Source organism: Ancylobacter moscoviensis (genome assembly GCF_007559435.1).
GTDB lineage: Bacteria > Pseudomonadota > Alphaproteobacteria > Rhizobiales > Xanthobacteraceae > Ancylobacter > Ancylobacter moscoviensis.
In genome coordinates this window covers 1-19,794 of the sequence record NZ_VMBP01000007.1, presented here as the reverse complement: position 1 = coordinate 19,794, position 19,794 = coordinate 1, and the positions used below count along the sequence as shown (strand labels likewise).

Below are 19,794 nucleotides of genomic sequence, written 5' to 3'. Positions count from 1 at the left end.
CGCCACGGGCCGCTTTGTCGGCGCACGGCAGAAGGCGCCCAAGGGGCCGTCCCGGGGAGCGGGAAACGTGAGTCCCGCCCGCCATGGCCAGCTCAGAACGAACAGCCATGGCGGGTGCTTCCCCGGGCTCACACGAAAGGCCGTGTCGACAGGCTTCACGCGGGTATGTGGGCTTCCTTTGCGGCGACCTCGCGTGCGTCCCGTGCGAACACCTGTTCGCCGCCGATCCATGTCTGGTTCGGCATCATATCGCGCAGCGTGTCCGTCGGAACCGTCAGCGGATTTTCATCGAATACGACGAAGTCGGCGAACTTGCCCGGCTCAAGGGACCCGATCTCGTGCTCGCGTCCGATCGAGCGCGCGGCAAAGCGGGTGTACATCCGCAGCGAGGTCATGACGTCGAGGTTCTCACCGTCCGTGAGCGTCTCGCCATTGTTCATCTCGCGCGCCACCATGGCCCAGATGCCGAACATGGGAACGTGCTGCTTCGGGTGAATGCCGATCGCATCCGAGTTGCCGGGGATGGCGAATTTCTGGTCCATCACCATCCGGCGCATCGGGAAGAGATCGGCGCCGCGCACCGGACCCAGGTTCTTACGATAGCCCGCGGCCGTCGTGTAGATGAACGGAGGCTGCGGCACCGGCAGCACGCCCAGATCGGCGAAGCGCTTGGCGCGCTCGTCCGTCCAGAGGCAGTTGCCGGCGTGCTCGATACGGTGGAATGCGCCGTTCGCGGCCTTGCGCTCAGGCAACGCCGCGAAGGCGTCGAGCACGACGTCCTGCGCCAGATCGCCGATCGCATGGACACAGATCTGATAGCCTGCGCCATGCAGCTTCTTGACGATCTCCGAGAACTCCTCGGGCTCGAAGGACAGGTCGCCCTTCAGATTGCTGTCCCAATAGGGCTCGTACATCGCCGCGGCGCGGGAGGTCAGGCCGCCATCGATGAACATCTTCATCCCGCCGAGCTTCAGTCGGCTCGGATCGGCTTCGGCGAAGCGCTCGCCGAGGCGGCCGGAGACAGCGTCCTCCAGCGGGCAGACGGACGGAACCTTCGGATAGAGCGCGACGCGGATCTTCAGATCCTTGCGCCGCTCCATCTCCAGATAGGCGTCGATGCCGCCGCGGAACAGCGTGAACTCGGTGATCGCCGTGATGCCGTTCTCGAGAAAGCTTGCCTGGGCATTGGCGAGGGCGGGGCCGACTTCCTCATAGGGCCAGTCCGGCGCGTTCAGGGCGTGCCACATGTCGTTGGACACGCCGTTCGGAACACCGTCCGCAGTGCGCTCCAGATAGCCGCCGTCGGAGTCGGGCGTATTCTCGTCCACGCCCAGAACCTCAAGGGCCTTGGAGTTGAAGACATTGATGTGGAAGCTGAACCGGACCACGATCGGATGCTCGGTGCTGGCACGGTCGAGATCCCAGCGATTGGGATAGCGGCCTTCGGCGATGTGCTGGTTCTGATAGTGCATGCCCTGGCCGAGGATCCATTTCCCCGCCGGCAAGGTCGCGGCCTTCTCGGCAAGGCGCTCGACCATATCGTCGATGGACGTCACGAGCGGCGGCTTGACGTTGACGGCGATGTTCCAGCCATAGGCGATCATTTCCATATGGGTATGGGCATCGATCAGGCCGGGAACCACGGTCTTGCCGCCCATGTCCACGATCGCGGCACCCTTCGCCTGCTCCTCGGAAGGATCGACCGCGACGATCCGGCCGCCGTCGATCAGCAGGGAACCGGCCGTGGTCCCGGCATCGTCCATGGTCAGGATGGTCGCGTTGGTGACGAGGATCTTCCCGCTCGGCACGCCGCTCACCCCCGCAGCTTTCAGGTCGGCGATATCTGGGTTGCTCATGAGTCAGTTCTCCTTGGGCCATACCCTGCCGGGATGTCTCCGGTGCAGTGGCCTGATTGGATGGATGAGTGCGCGGGCGCCCGACGCGCCCGCGGGGAGCTGCGTCAGCCTTTGCTGAGAACGGTCCGGATGCCGATGAAGCGCTCGACCAGCAGCACGAGGACAAGCGCGGTGAGCGAGCCAAGGCTGGCCACGGCGTACAGGCCTGGTGTGTTGGAGACCTCGGCGCTGCCGAACAGATAGACGGGGAAGGTGGTCATCTTGGATCCGGCGAGGAACATCGTCACCGCGACATCCTCGAAGGACATGATGAAACTCATGAACATGCCGGCGATGATGCCGGGCCGCATCAGCGGAACGATCACCCGGAACAGCGTCGTCAGCGAGCCCGCCCCAAGCCCGGCCGCGGCCTCGTCATACTGGCCGCTGAGCGCCGAAAGACGGGCGATGGTCGGCACGAGCACGAAGGGGAAGGTGTAGATCGTGTGGGCGATCAGCAGCCCCACGAAGGTGCCGACCAGCGGAACGGAAAGCGCGCCCTGCCAGAAGTAGAAGTACTGAAGGATGGCGACGCCGAGAATGATCGCGGGAAACTGCAGCGGGCTGCGCAGCGCCGCCTCGATCAGCGCCCTGCCCGGCAGCGTGCTCTTCACCATCGCGATCGCCGCCGGCACGCAGAGCAACGCCGACAGCGTCGCGCAGCAGAGGCCGAGCACGAGGCTTCGCAGGAACGTGTCGACGGCCACCGGGGGGATCTGCATGTAGGAGACCAGCGACCAGTCCCGCGGCGGAAAGATCACCGTCGTCGAGTTGAACGAGACGATCACGACCACGAAGAGCGGCATCACCAGAAAGGCCACGGCCAGCACGGTCAGCGCGTGCATCGCGCAACAGAGCACCGTATCCACAACACGTGAGATCATGTTCTTCATGACGACGATCCCCTCGCCCGGACGTTGCGGCGCCAGTGGGTCAGCAGAAGGACGACGACCGCGACGGCGCTGATCATCGCCACCAGCATGACCGACAGCGTCGCGGCGTAGCCGAAATCGAAAAGCACCTGCGATGCCTGCTGGATCTGGATCGCGATCACATCGACGCGCCCGCCGCCGAGCAGGACCGGGGTGGTGAAATAGGCGGCGGTCGCCATGATCGCGATCAGCCCCACCGGAACGGCGTTCATCCAGGTCATCGGCAGGTGAACGGTCAGAAAGGTTTTCCAGCGCGGCGCGCCAAGCCCGATCGCCGCCCGCTCGAAATCACGCGGCAAGGCCTCGATCACCGGAATGAGCCCGACCATCACCACCGGAACCTGGATGTGGATCATCCCGATCGCGACCGCGGTGAAGTTGTTGATGAGCTGCAACGGTTGCGAAATCAGGCCGATGGCGACCAGCGCGTTGTTGATGGGGCCCTCGAACCCGAGCAGCACGCGCCAGCCCAGAGCCCGGGCGATGGTGCTGGTGAAGAGCGAGGCTATGGCGGCGACGAAGATGATCCTGCCGATGACGGCATTCCGCCGCACGACCTGGAAAGCCAGGAGATAGCCCAGGACGAGCGAGACGACGCCGGTCAGAACGCTCAGAAGAAGCGTGGCCGACAACGACCGGAGCACGGAGGGCGAATGCAGCGCGTCCGTGAAGTTGTGAAGCGACAGGCTGGACGCGCCGCCCGCACCAACGACGAGGCTGCCCCAAAGGAAGTGCAGCACCGGGTAGGCGAAGAACACGACGAAGAACAGGGCAAGCGGGACGATCCCCAGCCTGAACAGGGAGGATGTGCCGGGGATCATCGCCGGCCCTCCGGGAGATCCGCCGGGAGCAGGCGCGCATCCTGCGGCTGGAAGCTGACGAAGAGGTCGGCGCCTTCCTCGAACACGGCATGCCGGTGCTGGACCGCGAGCAGGGAGCCCAGACCCGAGGCCTCCAGCCGCAAATGGGTGTTCACGCCATAGAACATGCGCTTCACCACCTTGGCCGGCAGCGCGCCGGGCTCGGCACTTGGCGTGCAGGTGATGTCTTCCGGGCGCAGCGACACATAGCCGGCATTGGCGCCCGGCAGACTGCCCTCCACCTCGAACTCGTGGCCGGTATTCGTCATCCGGACCCGTGCCCTGTTGCCGTCGCGCGTCAGCACCTCGACGGGCAGCAGGTTGGTGGTCCCCAGGAATTCAGCGGTGAAGGCCGTCTTCGGCGCGTGGTAGAGCCGCCAGGGATCACCGGCGTCGACGATCGCGCCGCCGCGCATGACGATGATCCGGTCGGACATCGCCATGGCCTCGCGCTGATCATGGGTCACGAGAACCGTGGTGAGCTGCAGCTCCTGCTGCAGCGCCCGGATCTCCTCCTGCGCCCGCTCGCGCAGCTTGGTATCGAGCGCGCCCATCGGCTCGTCGAGCAGCAGCATGGTCGGGCGGATGACGATCGCGCGCGCCAGCGCCACGCGCTGCTGCTGACCACCGCTGAGCTCGAACGGGTAGCGATCGAGATAGGTGTCCATCTGCACCATCGCGAGGGCCTCGATGGCCCGCCGGCGGCGCTCCGCCTTGGGAACACCCCGGGTCCGCAGCCCGAACTCGACGTTCTCGACCGTGGTCAAATGGGGAAAGAGCACGAAATTCTGGAACACCATGCCGATGTCCCGGAACTGGGGAGGGATGGAGGTGATGTCCTTGCCGTCGATCCGCAGCGATCCGCCGGTCGGCTTCAGATAGCCGCCGATGGCGCGCAGCAAAGACGTCTTGCCGGACCCGGAAGGGCCGAGCAGGGACACCAGTTCCCCCTTCTCGATCGTCAGGTTGAGGTTGTCGATCGCAACCCAGCCGCCATAGGCGATCTTCAGGGAGTCGATCTCAAGTCTGCTCATTGCCACGCCTCGTCGGATGCGCTTGTTGCTAGGGTCGCCAAAACGTTCGGGTGGCGTGCGTTGCAAGTCTTCGAGCCGAAGCCGGCAACGGACGGCGGAGCCCAGGGGCCGGCCGTTGCCGCTCAGGAGGGCGTCAGCGAAGAATGCCCGCCCACTGCGTGGTCCATTCGCGCAAATTGGCGAGGAAGGCCGGGTAGTCGGGCTGGAACAGCTGGGAAGGATCCTTGATGATCCATTCAGCGGACGACGGATCGGCGGCCATCACGGCGTCGATCGCGTAGGACGTCGGCGGCGTACCGGCGATGAACATGAAGAGCGGAATCGAGTCCTTGGCGGCTTCGTCCGACAGGAATTCGTTCATCATCAGCTCGACCAGCTCCTTCTTGGGCGAGTTCGCCACAAGAACGAGGTTGTCCGGGTTGATCAGGTCGGAATAGGTCTTGCCGCCCGAGGTGATGGTCCAGCTGGCATAGGCGACCGGGATGCCCTGCTTTTTCAGCGCGAGGCAGCGGCCCTGGTTGTTGCCGACCGTCAGCCAGACGTCGCCCGCCGACATCGCGGCGTCCATGTCGCCCGACGAGTTGAAGAACCCGTAGGCCTTCACCTGCGAAGACAGCTTCTCGATGCTGGCGGACACGTCGCCGTAACTGCCGCCCGCCGATATCGCGATCGCCGGAGCGTTGATCAACCACTGCGCCGCCGTCGTCGAGGGGAACATCACGCGTCCAGCCAGACCTGGATTTGACCAGACACCGATGTCGTTGGGCGCACCGAGCTTCAGCTGCTCGAACTTGTCGGTCCGGTAGCAGTTGCCGTAACGATACGCCATGCTGGGGATGCCCGACTTGATCTGCAGGCTCTCCGGCACCTTCTTCATGTTGGGGATCTTCGCCGGATCGACCGTGCCGACGACCCCTTCCTGGACACCGCGGGCAAGATTCGCGGAATCCATGAGCATCACGTCGATGTCCGGCGAGCCGCCGGAAGCCCGGATGCGCGTGATGTTCTTCGACGGGCTGGAGGGAATCCAGTTGATGGTAACGCCCGTGCGCTCGGTAAAGTACTTGCCGAAGCTCGCGGCCCATTTGTCATTGAACGCACTTGAGTATCCCGCGAAGGAGATGCTCTGACCCGCGAAACGACGGATATCGCCCGCGTCCTGCGCCAGCGCGCCATGGGTGGCGCTGAGCATCAGCGCCACCGAAAGTCCGCACAGGCGAAGCCTCGCCATCGAAAGGTCAGAAGAATATTTCTTGTCGTTCATTGATCTATTCCGCTTCCCTGCTGGTGCTTTCGCACGGTTTTACTAAGTGCCGTACTCCTCGTCGGTCACGGCGCCCTGCCAGTCGACGTTGCCGAAATGCAGGGCGATCTGCGTGACAAGACCGGTTTCGCTGGCGCCGTGCCAATGCTCGACCCCCGGTTCGGTCCAGACGACATCGCCCGGATTGAGGATGACGCGCTCGCCGCCCCGCTCCTGGATCCAGCCCTCGCCGGAAATCGTGTAGATGAACTGCCCGCCTTCATGGGTGTGCCAGTGGGTGCGGGCACCCGGCGGGAACATGATGTTGATCGCCCGCGCATTGCCGGCGTTGAGCAGGATGTCGGACCACACATCGCCCGTATTGGTCGCCGACCGAAGACCGGACGGCTCACCGTTCCGAATGGCTTTTCCGTGATACATACTTGAATCCTCTACATTTTCCGTCGAGGCCATCAGACCCCCAGACGGCCGGGTCAGTGTGCCGGATGGAATTCGCCGAGCATCTTCCGGCTGGCGTTGTAGCCCGTCAGTCCGCTCATGAAGTTGCCGGGCCAGTTGCCGACGCCGCACATGAAGAGGCCCTCGATCGGGGTCGTGTAATTCGAGCATCCCGGCATGGGGCGCGCGTCGAAGATGCGTCCGGGCACGATGTCGCCATGGGCACCGTTGCCTTCGGCCATGCCGTAATTCCGCTCGAGGTCGACAGGCGTGTAGACGCTGATGCCCTCGATGATGTCCTTGATGTTGCCGATGTTCCGGCTGAGCGTCTCGACGACGGCATTGCCGAGCGCCTCGCGCTGGTCGTCCCAGCTTCCCTCGGCTAGGTGGTAGGGCGTGCCGCGCACGCTCAGGCTCATGAAGTGGCAGCCGGGCGGGGTCATGTCGGGATCCGCGGCAGACGACACGACACCCGAAATCGTCACATGCGGCGACCAGCGGCCCATGGTGGCTTCGTTGTAGCTCTCCTGAAGCACGTCGATGCTGGGAACCACGCGGAAGTTCGTGCCGAGAAACTGGGTGTTTTCCTCGTCGTTCCGCGCGCGGTTGAAACGCGGCGTGCCCTTGAGGGCGAGGTGCACCTTGGAGGACGAGCCATGCATGCTCAGCTTCCTGGCCCGCTCCTCGATCTCGCGCGGCAGCTGGTTCGCCGGCACCAGCTTGGTCAGCACCGTCTTCGGGTTGATGTTGGCCAGCACGCGCGCGGCCTCGATCTCCTCGCCGCTTTCCAGCACGACGCCCTTCACCTTGCCATTGTCGCAGAGAAGCTCGCGCACCGGGGATTCAAGTCGGATCTCGACGCCCAGGCTCTCATTGGCCCGGGCCATGGCCTGCGTGACGGCGCCCACGCCGCCGATCGGCGACGCGTTCTTCATCATCAGTTCGTTGCTTTCGAAGACCACGCCGCTGCGACGCATCGATTCTTCCTGCAGCGGCCGCTGCAGCAATATGTAGCCGCTGCCCGGCGTGCGGGGGCCGACGAGATTGGTCGCCATGGCGGTGCCGGCCAGAAACGCCTTCAGCCACGGCGATTTGAGGTGGCGGTCCAGCACGTCGCCGACGCTGCCGAACATGACGAGATTGAAGGCTTCCTTGTCGGCGGGTTCCTTGAACCGCGCCGCGACCTCTTCCAGCGAGGGCGCCGGGTCGTAGAACGACACGCCCATCTTCCTCGCCACGTTCTGATAGAACTGCATCACGTCGGCGAAGCCCTGCATGTCGCCGGGCTCGGCAAGACGCTCCATCTCGGCGCGCCGGCGCTCGCGCTCCGGCCACATGACCAGCGCATCGCCATTGGAAAACAGGGTCAGCGAGTTGAGCGCGGGATGCGTCAGCTTCAGCCCGTGCTTTTCCAGCTCCATATCGCCGGCGATGCGCGGATCGAGGCTGTGGCAGGAATTGGCGATGCTGCTGCCGCGGTAGCCCGGGAAGACTTCCTCGGTGATGCAGGTGCCGCCGACCTGGTAGCTCCGCTCCAGCATCAGCACCTTCAACCCCGCCCGCGCGAGATAGAAACCCGCGACAAGCCCACTATGGCCGGCGCCAACGATAATCACGTCATATTTCGACATTTCGTCCGTCTCGATCTCGGCCGGTGCCGCCGGCGCGGCGACAACGCGAAGGGTCAAAAACTCGATTGATCACAACGGCCTGATGGTGCGGGAGGCGATCCGCCAGCCCATCGGGGTCTTCTTCAGAACGTCGGTGTATTCAGCCGCGGCCATCGACTTGTCGGCCCGCTGGGACAAGGCCTTGCACAGCGCCTTGACGGTTCCGTCCTCATTGCCGGACAGCAGAAGATTGGTGATGTGGTGGCTGAGGGACGGGGCCGGAAAATTCTCGAACGCCGTCTTCAGCTCGTCCAGCCCGGTGGCGGTGAGGCGTCCCGGGTTGCTGAACTGGATGTCGTCGGCAAAAACCTCGCCCATCCGGCCGTATTCTTTGGAATCGAGGATATAGGCGACCTTGTTGAGGATGTCCGTGATATCGATCCGGTCGATATCGGCAATGCGAGCCATGTCGTTACTTCCGTCATTTTCTGGGAGTTTCGGAAAACTCGGCGGCGACGCGCTTGGTCGCCTCGATCGCGGCGGTCAGGGCCTCCTCGCCGAAACGGTGATCGGGGATGACGGCGGCAAGGGCGCCGACCAGATTGCCCCGGATGAAGACCGGAGCCGCGACCGACCAGGAGCCGCCGGTGGATTCATGGTGGCTGAAGCCGTAGCCCTGCGTCCGGGTCTGGGCCAATTCCGCCTTCAGCTCCTCGACCGTCCGGTCCCGCTGGCCGGGGATTTCGAAGCTCTGCATGTCTCCGAGAATGTCGTCGACGGCCTCATCCGTGCTGTAGGCGAGCAGCACCTTGCCCGCGGAGCCGCGGTAAATCTTGCCCTTCTCGCCGGTCAGCCGGACACGCCGGACCAATTGGCTGGACTCGGCCGAGTCGATGCAAAGGCGGTCATCGCCAAACCGCACGAAGAAGGCGGAGGTCTCGTCCAGCTCGGCACGGAGGGCGGTGGTCGATTCCGCCGCCAGCATCCGCAGCGGCGCCCACCGGTCCGTCTCATGCAGCAGCGTGGTCAGGGCCAGCCCCGCGACATAGCGGTTATTGCTCCCCTGAGCGACGAAGCCGTGGGCGACCAGCGTCCCGAGCAGGCGCGACGCCGTGCTCACGCTGATGTTCGCCGCGGCCGCCATCTCGGAAAGGTTTTTGCCCTTTCGATCCAGCGCCGAGAGCAAGGCGAGTGCGCGGGCCACCGAGCGTACGCCCGACTTGTCTTCACTGCCCAGCTTGTCTTCATTTTCCATTTGGCGAAAACCCATTTTCATTTTTTACGCTAAGTGCCGGGCCGCTGCCTTGTCAACCGATTTCCTCTCTGCGAAAAGTGGATTCCGTAGAATGGAAACTTTCGACCAGAACCTGCCTCTCAGCGGAGCAGAACCGGCATGCTCGATTATCCCGACACGAAACTCCTGATCGACGGATCCTGGTCGGACTCCTCCACAGGGAAAACCATCGAGGTCGTGAACCCCGCGACCGAAGCCGTCATCGGCCGGGTCGCCCATGCGGGCCGGGACGAGCTCGACCGGGCGCTGGCGGCCACCGCCCGCGGTTTTGCCGTCTGGTCGGCGACCTCGGCCTTCGAGCGCTCGAAACGGATGCGCAAGGCGGCGGACCTGGTGCGTGAACGCGCGGATAGGATCGCCGCGATCATGACCCTGGAACAGGGCAAGCCGCTCGCCCAGTCAAAGGCGGAGGCGCTGGGCGCCGCCGACACCATCGACTGGCTGGCCGAGGAGGCACGGCGCGCATATGGCCGGGTCATTCCCGCCCGGGGCGCCGGGATCACCCAGCTCGCGCTCAAGACCCCCGTCGGGCCGGTGGCGGCCTTCACGCCGTGGAATTTCCCGATCAGCCAGATCGTGCGCAAGCTCTCTGCGGCTCTGGCGGCCGGGTGCTCGATCATCGTCAAGGCGCCGGAAGAGACGCCGGCCTCGCCGGCCGAACTCATCCGCTGCTTCCTTGACGCCGGCCTGCCGGCCGGGGTGGTCGGCCTCGTCTATGGCAATCCCGCCGAGATTTCCGAGTACCTGATCGCCCATCCGACGATCCGCAAGATTTCCTTCACCGGCTCGACGCCGGTCGGGAAGCATCTGGCGGCACGCGCGGGCGCGCATATGAAGCGCGCGACGATGGAGCTCGGAGGCCATGCGCCCGCCATCGTCATGGAGGACGCCGATCTCGACCTCGCCATTCCGCAACTCGTGGCCCAGAAGCTGCGAAACGCCGGTCAGGTCTGCGTCTCGCCCACGCGCTTCCTCGTTCAGGAGAGCGTCGCCGACAGATTTGTCGACGGCTTCGTCGAGGCGGCCGGCAATGTGGTGGTCGGCGATGGATCCGAGCCGGGCGTCGAAATGGGCCCGCTCGCCAACGGGCGCCGCGTCCTCGCCCTCGAGGCGATGATCGCCGACGCCGTCGAGCGCGGTGCCAAGGTCGCCCTCGGCGGGCGGCGGATCGGCAACAAGGGCTACTTCTTCCAGCCTACCGTGCTGACCGATGTCCCGACCGACGCCGCGATCATGAATGACGAGCCCTTCGGCCCCGTCGCGATCATCAACCGCTACGGCTCGCGCGACGCGATCATCGCCGAGGCCAACCGCTTGCCGTTCGGGCTCGCCTCCTACGCCTACACGCGCTCCGCCGCACATCAGGAAGCGCTGAAATCGGTGCGGGCGGGAATGATGTCCGTGAACCATCTCGGCCTCGGCATACCCGAACTGCCCTTCGGCGGCGTCATGGATTCGGGTTACGGCTCCGAGGGAGGCTCCGAGGCGATCGAAGCCTATCTCGATACCCGCCTGTTCACGGCGGCCAATCCCGCGTGAGCTGAAAAACCGCCGCGAACGGAAAGGATGGTGCCGGCACCTTTACGCCGCCGAGCAGGACCTGGGGATCCACAACGGTCAGCCTGCCGGAATGAAACGCAGGGTGCCGGCCCGGCGCGTCGGCTTTCCGGTATCGCTGGTGTGATTGACGCCATCCATGACGGGCACCTCGAAGAAATCGAACGGGCTTGTTCCGTCAAGGCAGGCGACGTTGACAGCGTACAGGCTCTGATCGGATCGTCGTTGATGGTGGGTGTAAATCCCGCAGCGTGAACAGAAGAAGTGCCGCGCCGCGCCGCTATGGAAGCGGTAGGTCGTCAGCATCTCCTCGCCCTCGAGGATCCGGACCCCGCCCATTTCGGCCATCACGACGACCGCACCGCGCATGCGGCAATAGGAGCAGGTACAGCGTCGGATCGAGTTGAAGCCGTCGCTGAGCGCCACCTCGAAGCGCACGGCTCCACAATGGCACCGGCCAGACCGGACATTCGTTTTGCTTGCCATGTCGTTCCCTGCCGAATCCTCACGCGGCGCGGGCATGTCGAGGTGCGACGGTCGCCGCTCACCGCCTTGCCAGCCGCGGCCCGAGGGCAAGGGCGAGCGGCAGATTGACGAGCGCCGCGGCGGCGGTCCCCAGTGTTGCGACGACCGGCCCGGCCTGATCGCCCACCGCGCCGAACAGCAGCGGCGACAGCGCCCCGGAGCCGATCACGCCCGTATAGAAGATGGCGAAGGCGCGCTCGGTCCGGTCAGCCGGCGCCAGTTCCGGCACGGTGCCGTAGAGCACCGAGGAGGTGCCGTTCAAGGTGAGCCCCAGCAGCGGCAGGAGAATGAGCAGCGGCACGAGCGGCAGAAGGGCGGCAAGCGCGATCATGAGGGCCGTAAGCCCCTCGGTGCACAGGGTGACGGCGACGACGCCCCAGCGCTGGGCGAGCCAGCCGCAGGCGAGCTTACCCGCCGCGCCGCCCAGGAAGACGAAGGCGAGCGCCGCTCCGATGAGCGGCTGTGACGCGCCCTTCAGCTGCAGCAGAAACGGCAGGAAGGTCAGGAACCCCATGCGCACGCCAGTGTCGATCACCCCGATGGCCAGCAGCAGCGGGAAACCGGTACCGTCGCGCTGCAGCGTCGCGCGTCCCGAGGCGGCCGGCGGCGGCGCCGCTTCGATCCTGGGCATTAACAGCGTGAGCAGGGCGGCGACCGCGATCCCCGCCAGCGCGAGCAGCCACAGCGACGGCCGCCACGGCGCGACCGACAGGCCGAAGGATAGCGCGGCCGGAATGATGGCCTTCCCGAGGTCGCCGCTGAAATTATAGGTGCCGAGCGGCCCGCACGCGGCGGCCCCATAGGCGCGCGACACCGCGCTGGAGGCGATCGGATGCTGGACACTGGAACCGGCGCCGGAGACCAGCAGCGCGGCATAGAGCCCCATCGCGCCGCCGCTGAAGCCGGCGAGGGCATAGCCCGCCGCGGCAAGCACCGTCCCGAGGATCAGCACCGCCCGGCCGCCGACATGATCGGCGAGCCAGCTCGCGGGCACCTGCAGGATGGCCATGGCGCCGGCATAGAGGCCGCGCAGCAGCGCAAGCGCGACATAGTCGAGCCCGAACTCGGCCCGCCAGACCGGAAGGAGCACGTAGATCGCGTCCGTGTACCCATCGTGCAGGGCATGGGCGAGGCCGGAGAGGACCAAAGTGCGCCGTCGGGTCCGTGGCGCCCGCGACAGTGCCGACGGCGCGGCGGAAGATGTGATGCTGGATGAATTTGTCACACGAGCACTGTGCGCCTGCTAGAATGCCGGGCGCAAACGACTAATTCGACCCTCCGATGTCAGAAAAACTCACATGAAGGGCCCTTCGAAGAACCGGCCGCTGCCACCCCTGAACGCCATCCGCGCGTTTGAGGCAGCTGCGCGCCGGTCGAGTTTCAAGGACGCCGCGGCGGAGCTCGGGGTCACGCATGGCGCGATCAGCCGGCAAATCCGGCTGCTGGAAGAATGGCTCGGCCCGCCGGCGCTGTTCCGCCGCCTGAGCCACGGGGTCGCCCTGACTCCCGAGGGCCGGGCGCTGCTGGCCGAAATCCAGCCCGCGCTGGAGCGCATCGCCCGGGCCGCGGCAGTGCACGGCCGGGGCACCAGCGGCACCGTGGTGCTCAGGGTCAATGCCCTCGCCACCTTCAGCCTGCGCTGGCTGGTGCCGAAGCTCGGCCTGCTGCGGGAGGCGCATCCCGACATCGAGATCGAGCTGACGACCGGCGGCGAGCCGGTGGACGGGCTGGCCGGCGACTACGACCTGATCATTCGCGGCGGGCCGGATGCCTTCCACGGCTTCGAGGCGCGCCTGCTGCTGCCGGAAGAACGGCTCCCCGCCTGCAGCCCCGCGCTGCTGCGACGCCAGCCGCTGGAAGAGGTGGGTGACCTCGCGCGGCACACGCTTCTGCACGTCGCCAGCATGCCGCGGCTTTGGCGCGACTGGCTGGCGAAGGCCGGGCACGGCTCTCTCGAACCGGCGGCCGCGCTGATGCTCGACCACTTCTACCTCTCGATCCAGGCCGCCGCGGACGGGCTCGGCGTGGCGATGGCGCCGTCCACCCTGATCGAGGACGATTTGCGCGCGGGGCGGCTGGTGACGCCCTTCCCGGACATCTCGCTGCCGTCGCGCAGCTATTTTGCGTACACGCCTCTCGACTCGCCTCTGCGCGCCGCCAGCGGCAGAGTCTGCGGGTGGATCGAGGGGTTCGACAGCACACCCCTGACGCAGATCGGTGCCCCGTAGAGATCGACCACCGTCGTGGCGTTGTTTGAACGTCCACTTCCCGGCAGAGCGCTCACGACCGCTCCTGGCGCGGAGCGGAAACAGCTCCCTGCCAGCGGGCCGCGGGAAAGTCCCTCCTAGACGTCCCGGCACCAGCCTCCGATTAGTACTGCGGCTGCTCCGAAACGTCGTGGTTCCTTCCATCCGGTTGGTGTGACTGGAACGAGGCCATCGGTTTTCTGGCTAACGCCTCGTGCTTCCGGATAAGAACGGCCGGATTAGGCGGCTGTCGATTTCCTCACCGCATATTGGTTGCGGGGGGCACGCCACCTGATTTGAACCTGCGATGCCAAGTGATTGATTTTGCTGGATCGAAACAGGGCATAAAAACAAAACCCCAGCAACTCATTGAGTTTGCTGGGGTCTTTGGTTCGAACTGGTTGCGGGGGCAGGATTTGAACCTGCGGCCTTCAGGTTATGAGCCTGACGAGCTACCGGGCTGCTCCACCCCGCGTCAGAGACGGCTGTGCGGCCGCAATGGCCTGCCGACGGCGGGTATCTAGCAATCCGGATGGCCAAATGAAAGGGGGCTGGGTTAAATTTTGTCATCGGATCGTCGCGCCATGCGTGGAAAAGTCCGGCAAGAGCTTGGACGCACAAGGATTTTCTCGATGCCGGAAAACCTGGGCCCGTCCCGCCCCAACGCTGTGGATGCGGCGGCCGATGCCGCGCGCCGGCCCGCCGGCCCACTCGATGCCTCGCTCGCGCAGGCCAGCGGCGAAGCGCTGGCGGCGCTCGCGACCGCCAATCCCGAGCGCGCCGTTCACGATCTGCGCAAGGCATTCAAGAGGTTGCGGGCATTGCTGCGCCTCGCCCAGGCCAGCGAGGACAAGGCGGTCGCCGCCGAGGCCCGCCGGCTGCGGCGCGCCCTGGCCGGGGACGCCCGGCAGCTCGCCGGTGCGCGCGACGTCGCCGCGCGGCGGGCGGCGCTGGACGATCTCCAGGCCAAGGGGTACCTCTCGGCTCCCCAGCGCCGCGCGGCCGGTCGCTCCCTCACGCCACCCGCGCGGCAGGATCGCGAAGGTGCCGATGCCGGCCTGTCGCCGCACCGTGCCGGTCTCGCCGCACGACTCGCCGAACTCTCAGCCGCAGCTCCGCAGCTCGGCGCCGCACTTCACGGCAAGAGCCTCGTCGCCGCCCTCACGGCGGAATACGGCAAGGCACGCCGTCTCGGCCGCAAGGCCGACCCGGAGGACGAGACCGGGCTGCACGAACTGCGCAAGGCCGTCGTCGCGCAGCGCTACCAGATGGAACTGCTCGTCCCCGCCTGGCCGGCACTCGGCGCCGCCTGGGTGGCGGAGCTGCAGCGCCTGCGCGACAAGCTCGGCAAGCATCACGACCTCTGCGTGCTGCGCGCACGGCTCGATGAACGCATCTCGTCCCGCCCCCCCGCCTGGCGCGCGCCGCTGATCGAAGCGATCGGCGCACGGCAGCTCAAGCTGGCCCACTCGGCGCTGCGTCTGCACGGCCGGCTTTTCACGGAGACGCCGAAGGCCTTTCGCCGGCGCATCGCGAACTATATGTCTGCTGTATCCGACGGGAAATAGCGACCCGTCCCCATGCCTGCCCTGCCCTCTGCGCCGCCGGCGTAAAGGCATGGGCCCCGGAAAGGGAAAGGCCCGAAGCGCCGATGTTCGTCCGGCAGATGCACTATCTGGTCGCCCTCGCGCGCGAGAAGCATTTCGGCCGGGCCGCGGAGGCCTGCCACGTCACCCAGCCGACCCTGTCCGCCGGCATCCGCAAGCTGGAGCAGGAACTGGGCATGCCCATCGTGGTGCGCGGCCATCGCTTTCTCGGCTTCACGGTGGAAGGCGAGCGGGTGCTCGGCTGGGCCCGGCAGATCGCGGCCGATTACGAGAGCCTGAAGCAGGAGCGTGTGGAAACCGGGGGGCGGCTCTCCGGCACGCTGCGCGTCGGCGCCATTCCCGCCGCGACCGCCGCCGCTCCCGCGATCCTCGGTCCCTTTCGCGACCGGCATCCGGAGGTGAAGGTGCAGATGCTGACGCTCAGCTCGGCGGCGATCCAGCGTGGCCTCGACGAGATGGAGCTCGACGCCGGCATCACCTATCTGGAGAACGAGCCGCTCAACCGCGTACGTCGGCTCGACCTCTATCTGGAGCACTACGTCTTCGTCACCCGGCCGGACGAGCCGCTGGCCCGCCGGCGCAGCCTGCGCTGGGCGGAGGCCGCGGCTCAGCCGCTCTGCCTGCTCACGCCGGACATGCAGAACCGCCGTATCATCGATCATGTGCTCGCGGAGGCCGGCATCGTCGTGCAGCCGGCCATCGAGACCAACTCCTTCATGGGCGTGTGGTCCTTCGTACGGCGCGGCCCATGGACCTGCATCGTGCCGGAGGCAAGCTTCCGGGGGCTGGGCGACACGGCCGACCTCGTGGCGATCCCGCTCATCGAGCCCGCGCACGTCCAGCCCGTCGGCCTGGTGCTCTCGGACCGCGACCCGCTGAGCCCGGTGGCCGGCGCGCTGCTGAAGCTGGCGCGGGATCTGGGTCGCGACAAGTTGATTGAGAAAAATTTCAAGTAACGCCCGTTTCATTGTCCGCATCTATCAATTGTTCGCCGCTTTCAATTTGAAACCCGGCGTCCGTCCGCCCAGACTTCAGGGGTCGGCAGCGAAGCGGCGAAAAGCCAGTCCGCGCGCGGAGCCGATGTGGAGAACGCCCGTCGCGCCCGTGCATCGCCCGGAAAGCGGCATCCCGAACAGAGAGACCGCGCCGTGGCGAACGCCCCGGATGCGCGTGCGATCTGCCGCCACGTGCGGCGGGGACGTTCCCGCTCAACCTTGGAGAGGAGATGCCCGCATGGCAAAGGTCCTGTGCGTTCTTTACGATGATCCGGTCGACGGCTACCCGAAGACCTATGCCCGCGACGATCTTCCGAAGATCGACCACTATCCGGGCGGCCAGACCTTGCCGACGCCGAAGGCCATCGACTTCACGCCCGGGCAGCTGCTCGGCTCCGTCTCCGGCGAGCTCGGCCTGCGCAAATATCTCGAATCCAACGGCCACACCCTGGTCGTGACCTCCGACAAGGACGGCCCCGACTCGGTGTTCGAGCGCGAGCTGGTCGATGCGGATGTCGTCATCTCCCAGCCCTTCTGGCCGGCCTATCTGACGCCCGAGCGCATCGCCAAGGCCAAGAACCTGAAGCTCGCGCTCACCGCCGGCATCGGTTCCGACCACGTCGATCTTCAGTCGGCTATCGACCGTAACGTCACCGTGGCGGAAGTCACCTACTGCAACTCGATCAGCGTCGCCGAGCATGTGGTGATGATGATCCTGTCGCTGGTGCGCAACTATCTGCCCTCGCACGAATGGGCGCGGAAGGGCGGCTGGAACATCGCCGACTGCGTCTCCCACGCCTACGACCTCGAGGCGATGCATGTCGGCACCGTGGCCGCCGGTCGCATCGGTCTCGCGGTGCTGCGCCGGCTGGCGCCGTTCGACGTGCACCTGCACTACACCGACCGTCACCGCCTGCCGGAATCGGTCGAGAAGGAGCTCAACCTCACCTGGCACGCGACCCGCGAGGACATGTATCCGGTTTGCGACGTGGTGACGCTGAACTGCCCGCTGCACCCAGAAACCGAGCACATGATCAATGACGAGACGCTGAAGCTGTTCAAGCGCGGCGCCTACATCGTCAACACCGCCCGCGGCAAGCTGTGCGACCGCGATGCCGTGGCACGTGCGCTCGAATCCGGCCGGCTGGCCGGCTATGCCGGCGACGTGTGGTTCCCGCAGCCGGCGCCGAAGGACCACCCCTGGCGGACGATGCCCTATAACGGCATGACCCCGCACATCTCCGGCACCACGCTGACCGCGCAGGCGCGTTATGCGGCGGGCACCCGCGAGATCCTGGAGTGCTTCTTCGAGGGCCGTCGGATCCGCGACGAATACCTCATCGTGCAGGGCGGCGCTCTTGCCGGCACCGGCGCGCATTCCTACTCGAAGGGCAATGCCACTGGCGGTTCGGAAGAGGCCGCCAAGTTCAAGAAGGCGGTCTGAGCCTTCTCCGCTTCCCAAGGCGTATCGGCCGGTGCCGCGAACGCCGGCCCCTCTCGACGCCAGAACTGGCGCCCCGCGACGAGCGGGGCGCCTTTTGTTTGAGCCCGCCGCCAAGCCGCGGGCATTTGGAACGGGTTCGCCGATGCCGTCCTCTCGCCTACTGCTCGACATCCCATCGCGTTGGAACCGGCGGATGGCCCTGCCCTATCTGGTGGAGCCGCCGCCGGCGGCCGGCCGGGTGCTGCCCAACGGCATGACTGTCGCCACCGACGAGACCCGCCCGACCCTGTTTTTCAAGCTCACACCCTGGAAGAGTGCCGCGCTGGCCTTCAACGAGCTCGACATCTATGCGCGGATGCCGCCGCTCGACGAGGCTTCCGGCGTGGTACGACTTCTCGGCGTCGGCGGGACGAGCGGCCATCTGGTCCGCGCCATGGAACGCTCCCGTCCCGGCGCGCTCGATCGGCTGTTGTTCGACAAGGCCCGAGGCGACAGCGGCGCGATGGATGTCGAACTCGTGCGCACCTTGCTCGCCCCCATCGCCGAAGCGATGGCCGGGCTGCACGCCATGAATCTGGTTCACCGCGACCTCAAGGCCGAAAACATCCTGATGTTTGGCGAAGCCGGCGGTTCCGACATCCGCTCGCTGCGGCCGAAGATCTCCGATTTCGACCGGGCCGTGGAACTGGGGCCGGGATGCTCGCTCGAGAAGCCGGTCGGCTCGCCGTTCCACATGGCGCCGGAACTGCTGGCGTGGAAGCCCTATGACCGGAAGGTCGATATCTACGCCTTTGGAATTCTAATGTTCGAAGTCGCGCATGGCGGCGCGCGCCCGCACCTCAATGTCGGCACCGCCATGCCGGGCTCCCTGTCCCGGGCCGAATTCGCCAGCAAGGTCGTCGACGAGGAGTTGCGTCCCCAGTGGCGGCACATGGACGACGCCCTCCGGCGGCTCGCCTTCCGCTGCTGGGCAAGCGACCCGGACGAGCGACCCGACTTCGAGGAGATTGCCCGTCTTCTCGCGCCACCCCGGCCGCGGGCCACCTCCTCCGGCCGTCCCGGCGGCGAGCCCTGTCGGGATGTGCCCCGTACTTTCGCGGATGTCGGCCTGGCAAGCCACATCGGCAAGGCTCGCTCCGCCATGGAGGACGCCGTTGCCGTCATCGAGACGCCGGACGTGCTCGTCGCCGGCCTATTCGACGGCTTTCGCGGCGGTCATGTCAGCGAGTTCTGCGCGCGGCAGCTTCCCATGACGCTGATCGCGGAGATGGCCGCAACCGGCGGAGACGCCTGGTCGGCGATGCATGCCGCCTTCGCCGCCGTGGAGGCTAGGCTGGACGCGACCGATTTCGCCGCCGCGTGCGGCAGTACCGCCGTCGCCGCGCTGCTGCGGGAGAACGACCTCACGATCGCCTGGCTGGGGGACACTCCGGCCTATCTGCTGAGGAAACGCCCGGAGGGAACGGATGCCGTCGTAATCCCTCTCGTCGATGGGCATCGCCCCGACCGCGCGGACGAAGCAATGCGGGTGATGAATGCCGGAGGCGTCGTAGAGAGGGAAAGGCGCTGGCTGGACAATGGCGAGGCGGTTCCCTGGGGGCCGCTCCGTGTCTTCGCCGGGAGCCGAGCCGCCCACGGCGCCGGCCTCGCCATCTCGCGGGCCTTCGGGGCGACGGCGTTCAAGCCGGCGATCGGCAGCGAGCCGGAAGTGCTCCGGCTCGAGAGGCGGGAGGACGACCTGTTCCTGATGCTGGCCAGCGACGGTGTGCCCGATGTCCTCGACGCCGAGGCGGCGTCCAGGCTCATTCTTTCGGCCAGCTCGGCCCAAGAGGCGGCCGACGCAGTCATCAGTGCCGTGCTGCAGAACGGCGCGCCGGACAATGCCAGCGTGGTTGTGGTGGACCTGAGGAGATCGGCCCCTCGCGGCCGACGCCTCCCAGACTGCCGCACCACCCCTTCCGCTGGTTAGGCTCTGGGCGACGGCGCGCCTGGGTTGTGTTTTCCGGGGGTGTTGATGCGGCAACATCTCTTTGAACGCAAAAACGCCGCCCTGGCGGTTAGTCCGGGGCGGCGTTTTTGTTGGATTTCGTATT

General features: G+C 66.3%; 17 protein-coding genes and 1 tRNA gene. 6 read left to right on the top strand and 12 right to left on the bottom strand.

Translation table 11 applies throughout. The annotated features are described in order from the left end of the window. Window positions 1–155 precede the first annotated feature (155 nt). The 9 genes from FO470_RS18305 to FO470_RS18265 form a co-directional block, all read right to left on the bottom strand. On the bottom strand, window positions 156–1,856 hold the full coding sequence (locus tag FO470_RS18305) for an amidohydrolase (RefSeq protein WP_144344437.1): 1,701 nt from the start codon (window positions 1,854–1,856) through the stop codon (window positions 156–158). A 104-nt stretch (window positions 1,857–1,960) separates the two neighbouring features. Further along, entirely contained in the window at window positions 1,961–2,788 is an 828-nt protein-coding gene (locus tag FO470_RS18300) for an ABC transporter permease (protein ID WP_144344436.1), read from the bottom strand. After that, window positions 2,785–3,648, bottom strand: a complete 864-nt coding sequence (locus tag FO470_RS18295; protein WP_144344435.1) for an ABC transporter permease — start codon at window positions 3,646–3,648, stop codon at window positions 2,785–2,787. Before FO470_RS18295 ends, FO470_RS18300 begins: the two co-directional genes overlap by 4 nt. After that, window positions 3,645–4,721, bottom strand: coding sequence for an ABC transporter ATP-binding protein (locus FO470_RS18290; RefSeq protein ID WP_144344434.1), 1,077 nt, complete (start codon window positions 4,719–4,721; stop codon window positions 3,645–3,647). The genes FO470_RS18295 and FO470_RS18290 overlap by 4 nt, the downstream gene beginning before the upstream one ends. A gap of 133 nt (window positions 4,722–4,854) precedes the next feature. Continuing rightward, entirely contained in the window at window positions 4,855–5,985 is a 1,131-nt protein-coding gene (locus FO470_RS18285) for an ABC transporter substrate-binding protein (RefSeq protein WP_144344433.1), read from the bottom strand. Between the two features lie 42 nt (window positions 5,986–6,027). Further along, the gene (locus FO470_RS18280) at window positions 6,028–6,405 is read right to left on the bottom strand and encodes a cupin domain-containing protein (protein WP_144344432.1); all 378 of its coding nucleotides are present in this window, start codon (window positions 6,403–6,405) and stop codon (window positions 6,028–6,030) included. Between the two features lie 53 nt (window positions 6,406–6,458). Further along, complete coding sequence (locus FO470_RS18275; RefSeq protein ID WP_246659637.1) at window positions 6,459–8,111, bottom strand: phytoene desaturase family protein; 1,653 nt, start codon at window positions 8,109–8,111, stop codon at window positions 6,459–6,461. Between the two features lie 12 nt (window positions 8,112–8,123). Continuing rightward, the gene (locus tag FO470_RS18270) at window positions 8,124–8,501 is read right to left on the bottom strand and encodes a nuclear transport factor 2 family protein (protein WP_144344431.1); all 378 of its coding nucleotides are present in this window, start codon (window positions 8,499–8,501) and stop codon (window positions 8,124–8,126) included. 13 nt (window positions 8,502–8,514) lie between these two features. Beyond that, window positions 8,515–9,303 carry an IclR family transcriptional regulator gene (locus tag FO470_RS18265; RefSeq protein ID WP_186292022.1) on the bottom strand — a complete coding sequence of 263 codons (789 nt, stop codon included), beginning with the start codon at window positions 9,301–9,303 and terminating at the stop codon, window positions 8,515–8,517. 123 nt (window positions 9,304–9,426) lie between these two features. Between FO470_RS18265 and FO470_RS18260 the strand changes: the two genes are divergently transcribed. Then, on the top strand, window positions 9,427–10,866 hold the full coding sequence (locus FO470_RS18260; protein ID WP_144344429.1) for an NAD-dependent succinate-semialdehyde dehydrogenase: 1,440 nt from the start codon (window positions 9,427–9,429) through the stop codon (window positions 10,864–10,866). A gap of 78 nt (window positions 10,867–10,944) precedes the next feature. Here the strand turns inward: FO470_RS18260 and FO470_RS18255 are convergent, their stop codons facing one another. Next, entirely contained in the window at window positions 10,945–11,370 is a 426-nt protein-coding gene (locus FO470_RS18255; RefSeq protein WP_144344428.1) for a GFA family protein, read from the bottom strand. A 58-nt stretch (window positions 11,371–11,428) separates the two neighbouring features. After that, window positions 11,429–12,616, bottom strand: coding sequence for an MFS transporter (locus tag FO470_RS18250; protein WP_144344614.1), 1,188 nt, complete (start codon window positions 12,614–12,616; stop codon window positions 11,429–11,431). A gap of 91 nt (window positions 12,617–12,707) precedes the next feature. Between FO470_RS18250 and FO470_RS18245 the strand changes: the two genes are divergently transcribed. Beyond that, window positions 12,708–13,637 carry a LysR substrate-binding domain-containing protein gene (locus tag FO470_RS18245; RefSeq protein ID WP_144344427.1) on the top strand — a complete coding sequence of 310 codons (930 nt, stop codon included), beginning with the start codon at window positions 12,708–12,710 and terminating at the stop codon, window positions 13,635–13,637. Between the two features lie 416 nt (window positions 13,638–14,053). Here the strand turns inward: FO470_RS18245 and FO470_RS18240 are convergent. Next, window positions 14,054–14,130: transfer RNA gene (locus FO470_RS18240), tRNA-Met, on the bottom strand. A gap of 157 nt (window positions 14,131–14,287) precedes the next feature. Between FO470_RS18240 and FO470_RS18235 the strand changes: the two genes are divergently transcribed. The 4 genes from FO470_RS18235 to FO470_RS18220 all read left to right on the top strand — a co-directional run bounded on the left by FO470_RS18235 (window position 14,288) and on the right by FO470_RS18220 (window position 19,670). After that, window positions 14,288–15,223: a CHAD domain-containing protein gene (locus tag FO470_RS18235; protein WP_144344426.1), complete on the top strand. Its 936-nt coding sequence runs from the start codon at window positions 14,288–14,290 to the stop codon at window positions 15,221–15,223. 83 nt (window positions 15,224–15,306) lie between these two features. Continuing rightward, window positions 15,307–16,218 (top strand): LysR family transcriptional regulator, encoded by a 912-nt coding sequence (locus tag FO470_RS18230; protein ID WP_144344425.1) that lies wholly within the window; start codon window positions 15,307–15,309, stop codon window positions 16,216–16,218. 277 nt (window positions 16,219–16,495) lie between these two features. After that, window positions 16,496–17,701, top strand: a complete 1,206-nt coding sequence (locus FO470_RS18225; RefSeq protein ID WP_144344424.1) for an NAD-dependent formate dehydrogenase — start codon at window positions 16,496–16,498, stop codon at window positions 17,699–17,701. Window positions 17,702–17,894: 193 nt separating this feature from the next. Beyond that, complete coding sequence (locus tag FO470_RS18220; protein WP_186292021.1) at window positions 17,895–19,670, top strand: bifunctional protein-serine/threonine kinase/phosphatase; 1,776 nt, start codon at window positions 17,895–17,897, stop codon at window positions 19,668–19,670. Window positions 19,671–19,794 lie beyond the last annotated feature (124 nt).

Bases quoted from the DNA above. Each gene is read 5' to 3' on its own strand.
- FO470_RS18305 (WP_144344437.1), bottom strand. From the start codon at position 1,856: ATGAGCAACCCAGATATCGCCGACCTGAAAGCTGCGGGGGTGAGCGGC.
- FO470_RS18300 (WP_144344436.1), bottom strand. From the start codon at position 2,788: ATGAAGAACATGATCTCACGTGTTGTGGATACGGTGCTCTGTTGCGCG.
- FO470_RS18295 (WP_144344435.1), bottom strand. From the start codon at position 3,648: ATGATCCCCGGCACATCCTCCCTGTTCAGGCTGGGGATCGTCCCGCTT.
- FO470_RS18290 (WP_144344434.1), bottom strand. From the start codon at position 4,721: ATGAGCAGACTTGAGATCGACTCCCTGAAGATCGCCTATGGCGGCTGG.
- FO470_RS18285 (WP_144344433.1), bottom strand. From the start codon at position 5,985: ATGAACGACAAGAAATATTCTTCTGACCTTTCGATGGCGAGGCTTCGC.
- FO470_RS18280 (WP_144344432.1), bottom strand. From the start codon at position 6,405: ATGTATCACGGAAAAGCCATTCGGAACGGTGAGCCGTCCGGTCTTCGG.
- FO470_RS18270 (WP_144344431.1), bottom strand. From the start codon at position 8,501: ATGGCTCGCATTGCCGATATCGACCGGATCGATATCACGGACATCCTC.
- FO470_RS18265 (WP_186292022.1), bottom strand. From the start codon at position 9,303: ATGGGTTTTCGCCAAATGGAAAATGAAGACAAGCTGGGCAGTGAAGAC.
- FO470_RS18260 (WP_144344429.1), top strand. From the start codon at position 9,427: ATGCTCGATTATCCCGACACGAAACTCCTGATCGACGGATCCTGGTCG.
- FO470_RS18255 (WP_144344428.1), bottom strand. From the start codon at position 11,370: ATGGCAAGCAAAACGAATGTCCGGTCTGGCCGGTGCCATTGTGGAGCC.
- FO470_RS18245 (WP_144344427.1), top strand. From the start codon at position 12,708: ATGAAGGGCCCTTCGAAGAACCGGCCGCTGCCACCCCTGAACGCCATC.
- FO470_RS18235 (WP_144344426.1), top strand. From the start codon at position 14,288: ATGCCGGAAAACCTGGGCCCGTCCCGCCCCAACGCTGTGGATGCGGCG.
- FO470_RS18230 (WP_144344425.1), top strand. From the start codon at position 15,307: ATGTTCGTCCGGCAGATGCACTATCTGGTCGCCCTCGCGCGCGAGAAG.
- FO470_RS18225 (WP_144344424.1), top strand. From the start codon at position 16,496: ATGGCAAAGGTCCTGTGCGTTCTTTACGATGATCCGGTCGACGGCTAC.
- FO470_RS18220 (WP_186292021.1), top strand. From the start codon at position 17,895: ATGGCCCTGCCCTATCTGGTGGAGCCGCCGCCGGCGGCCGGCCGGGTG.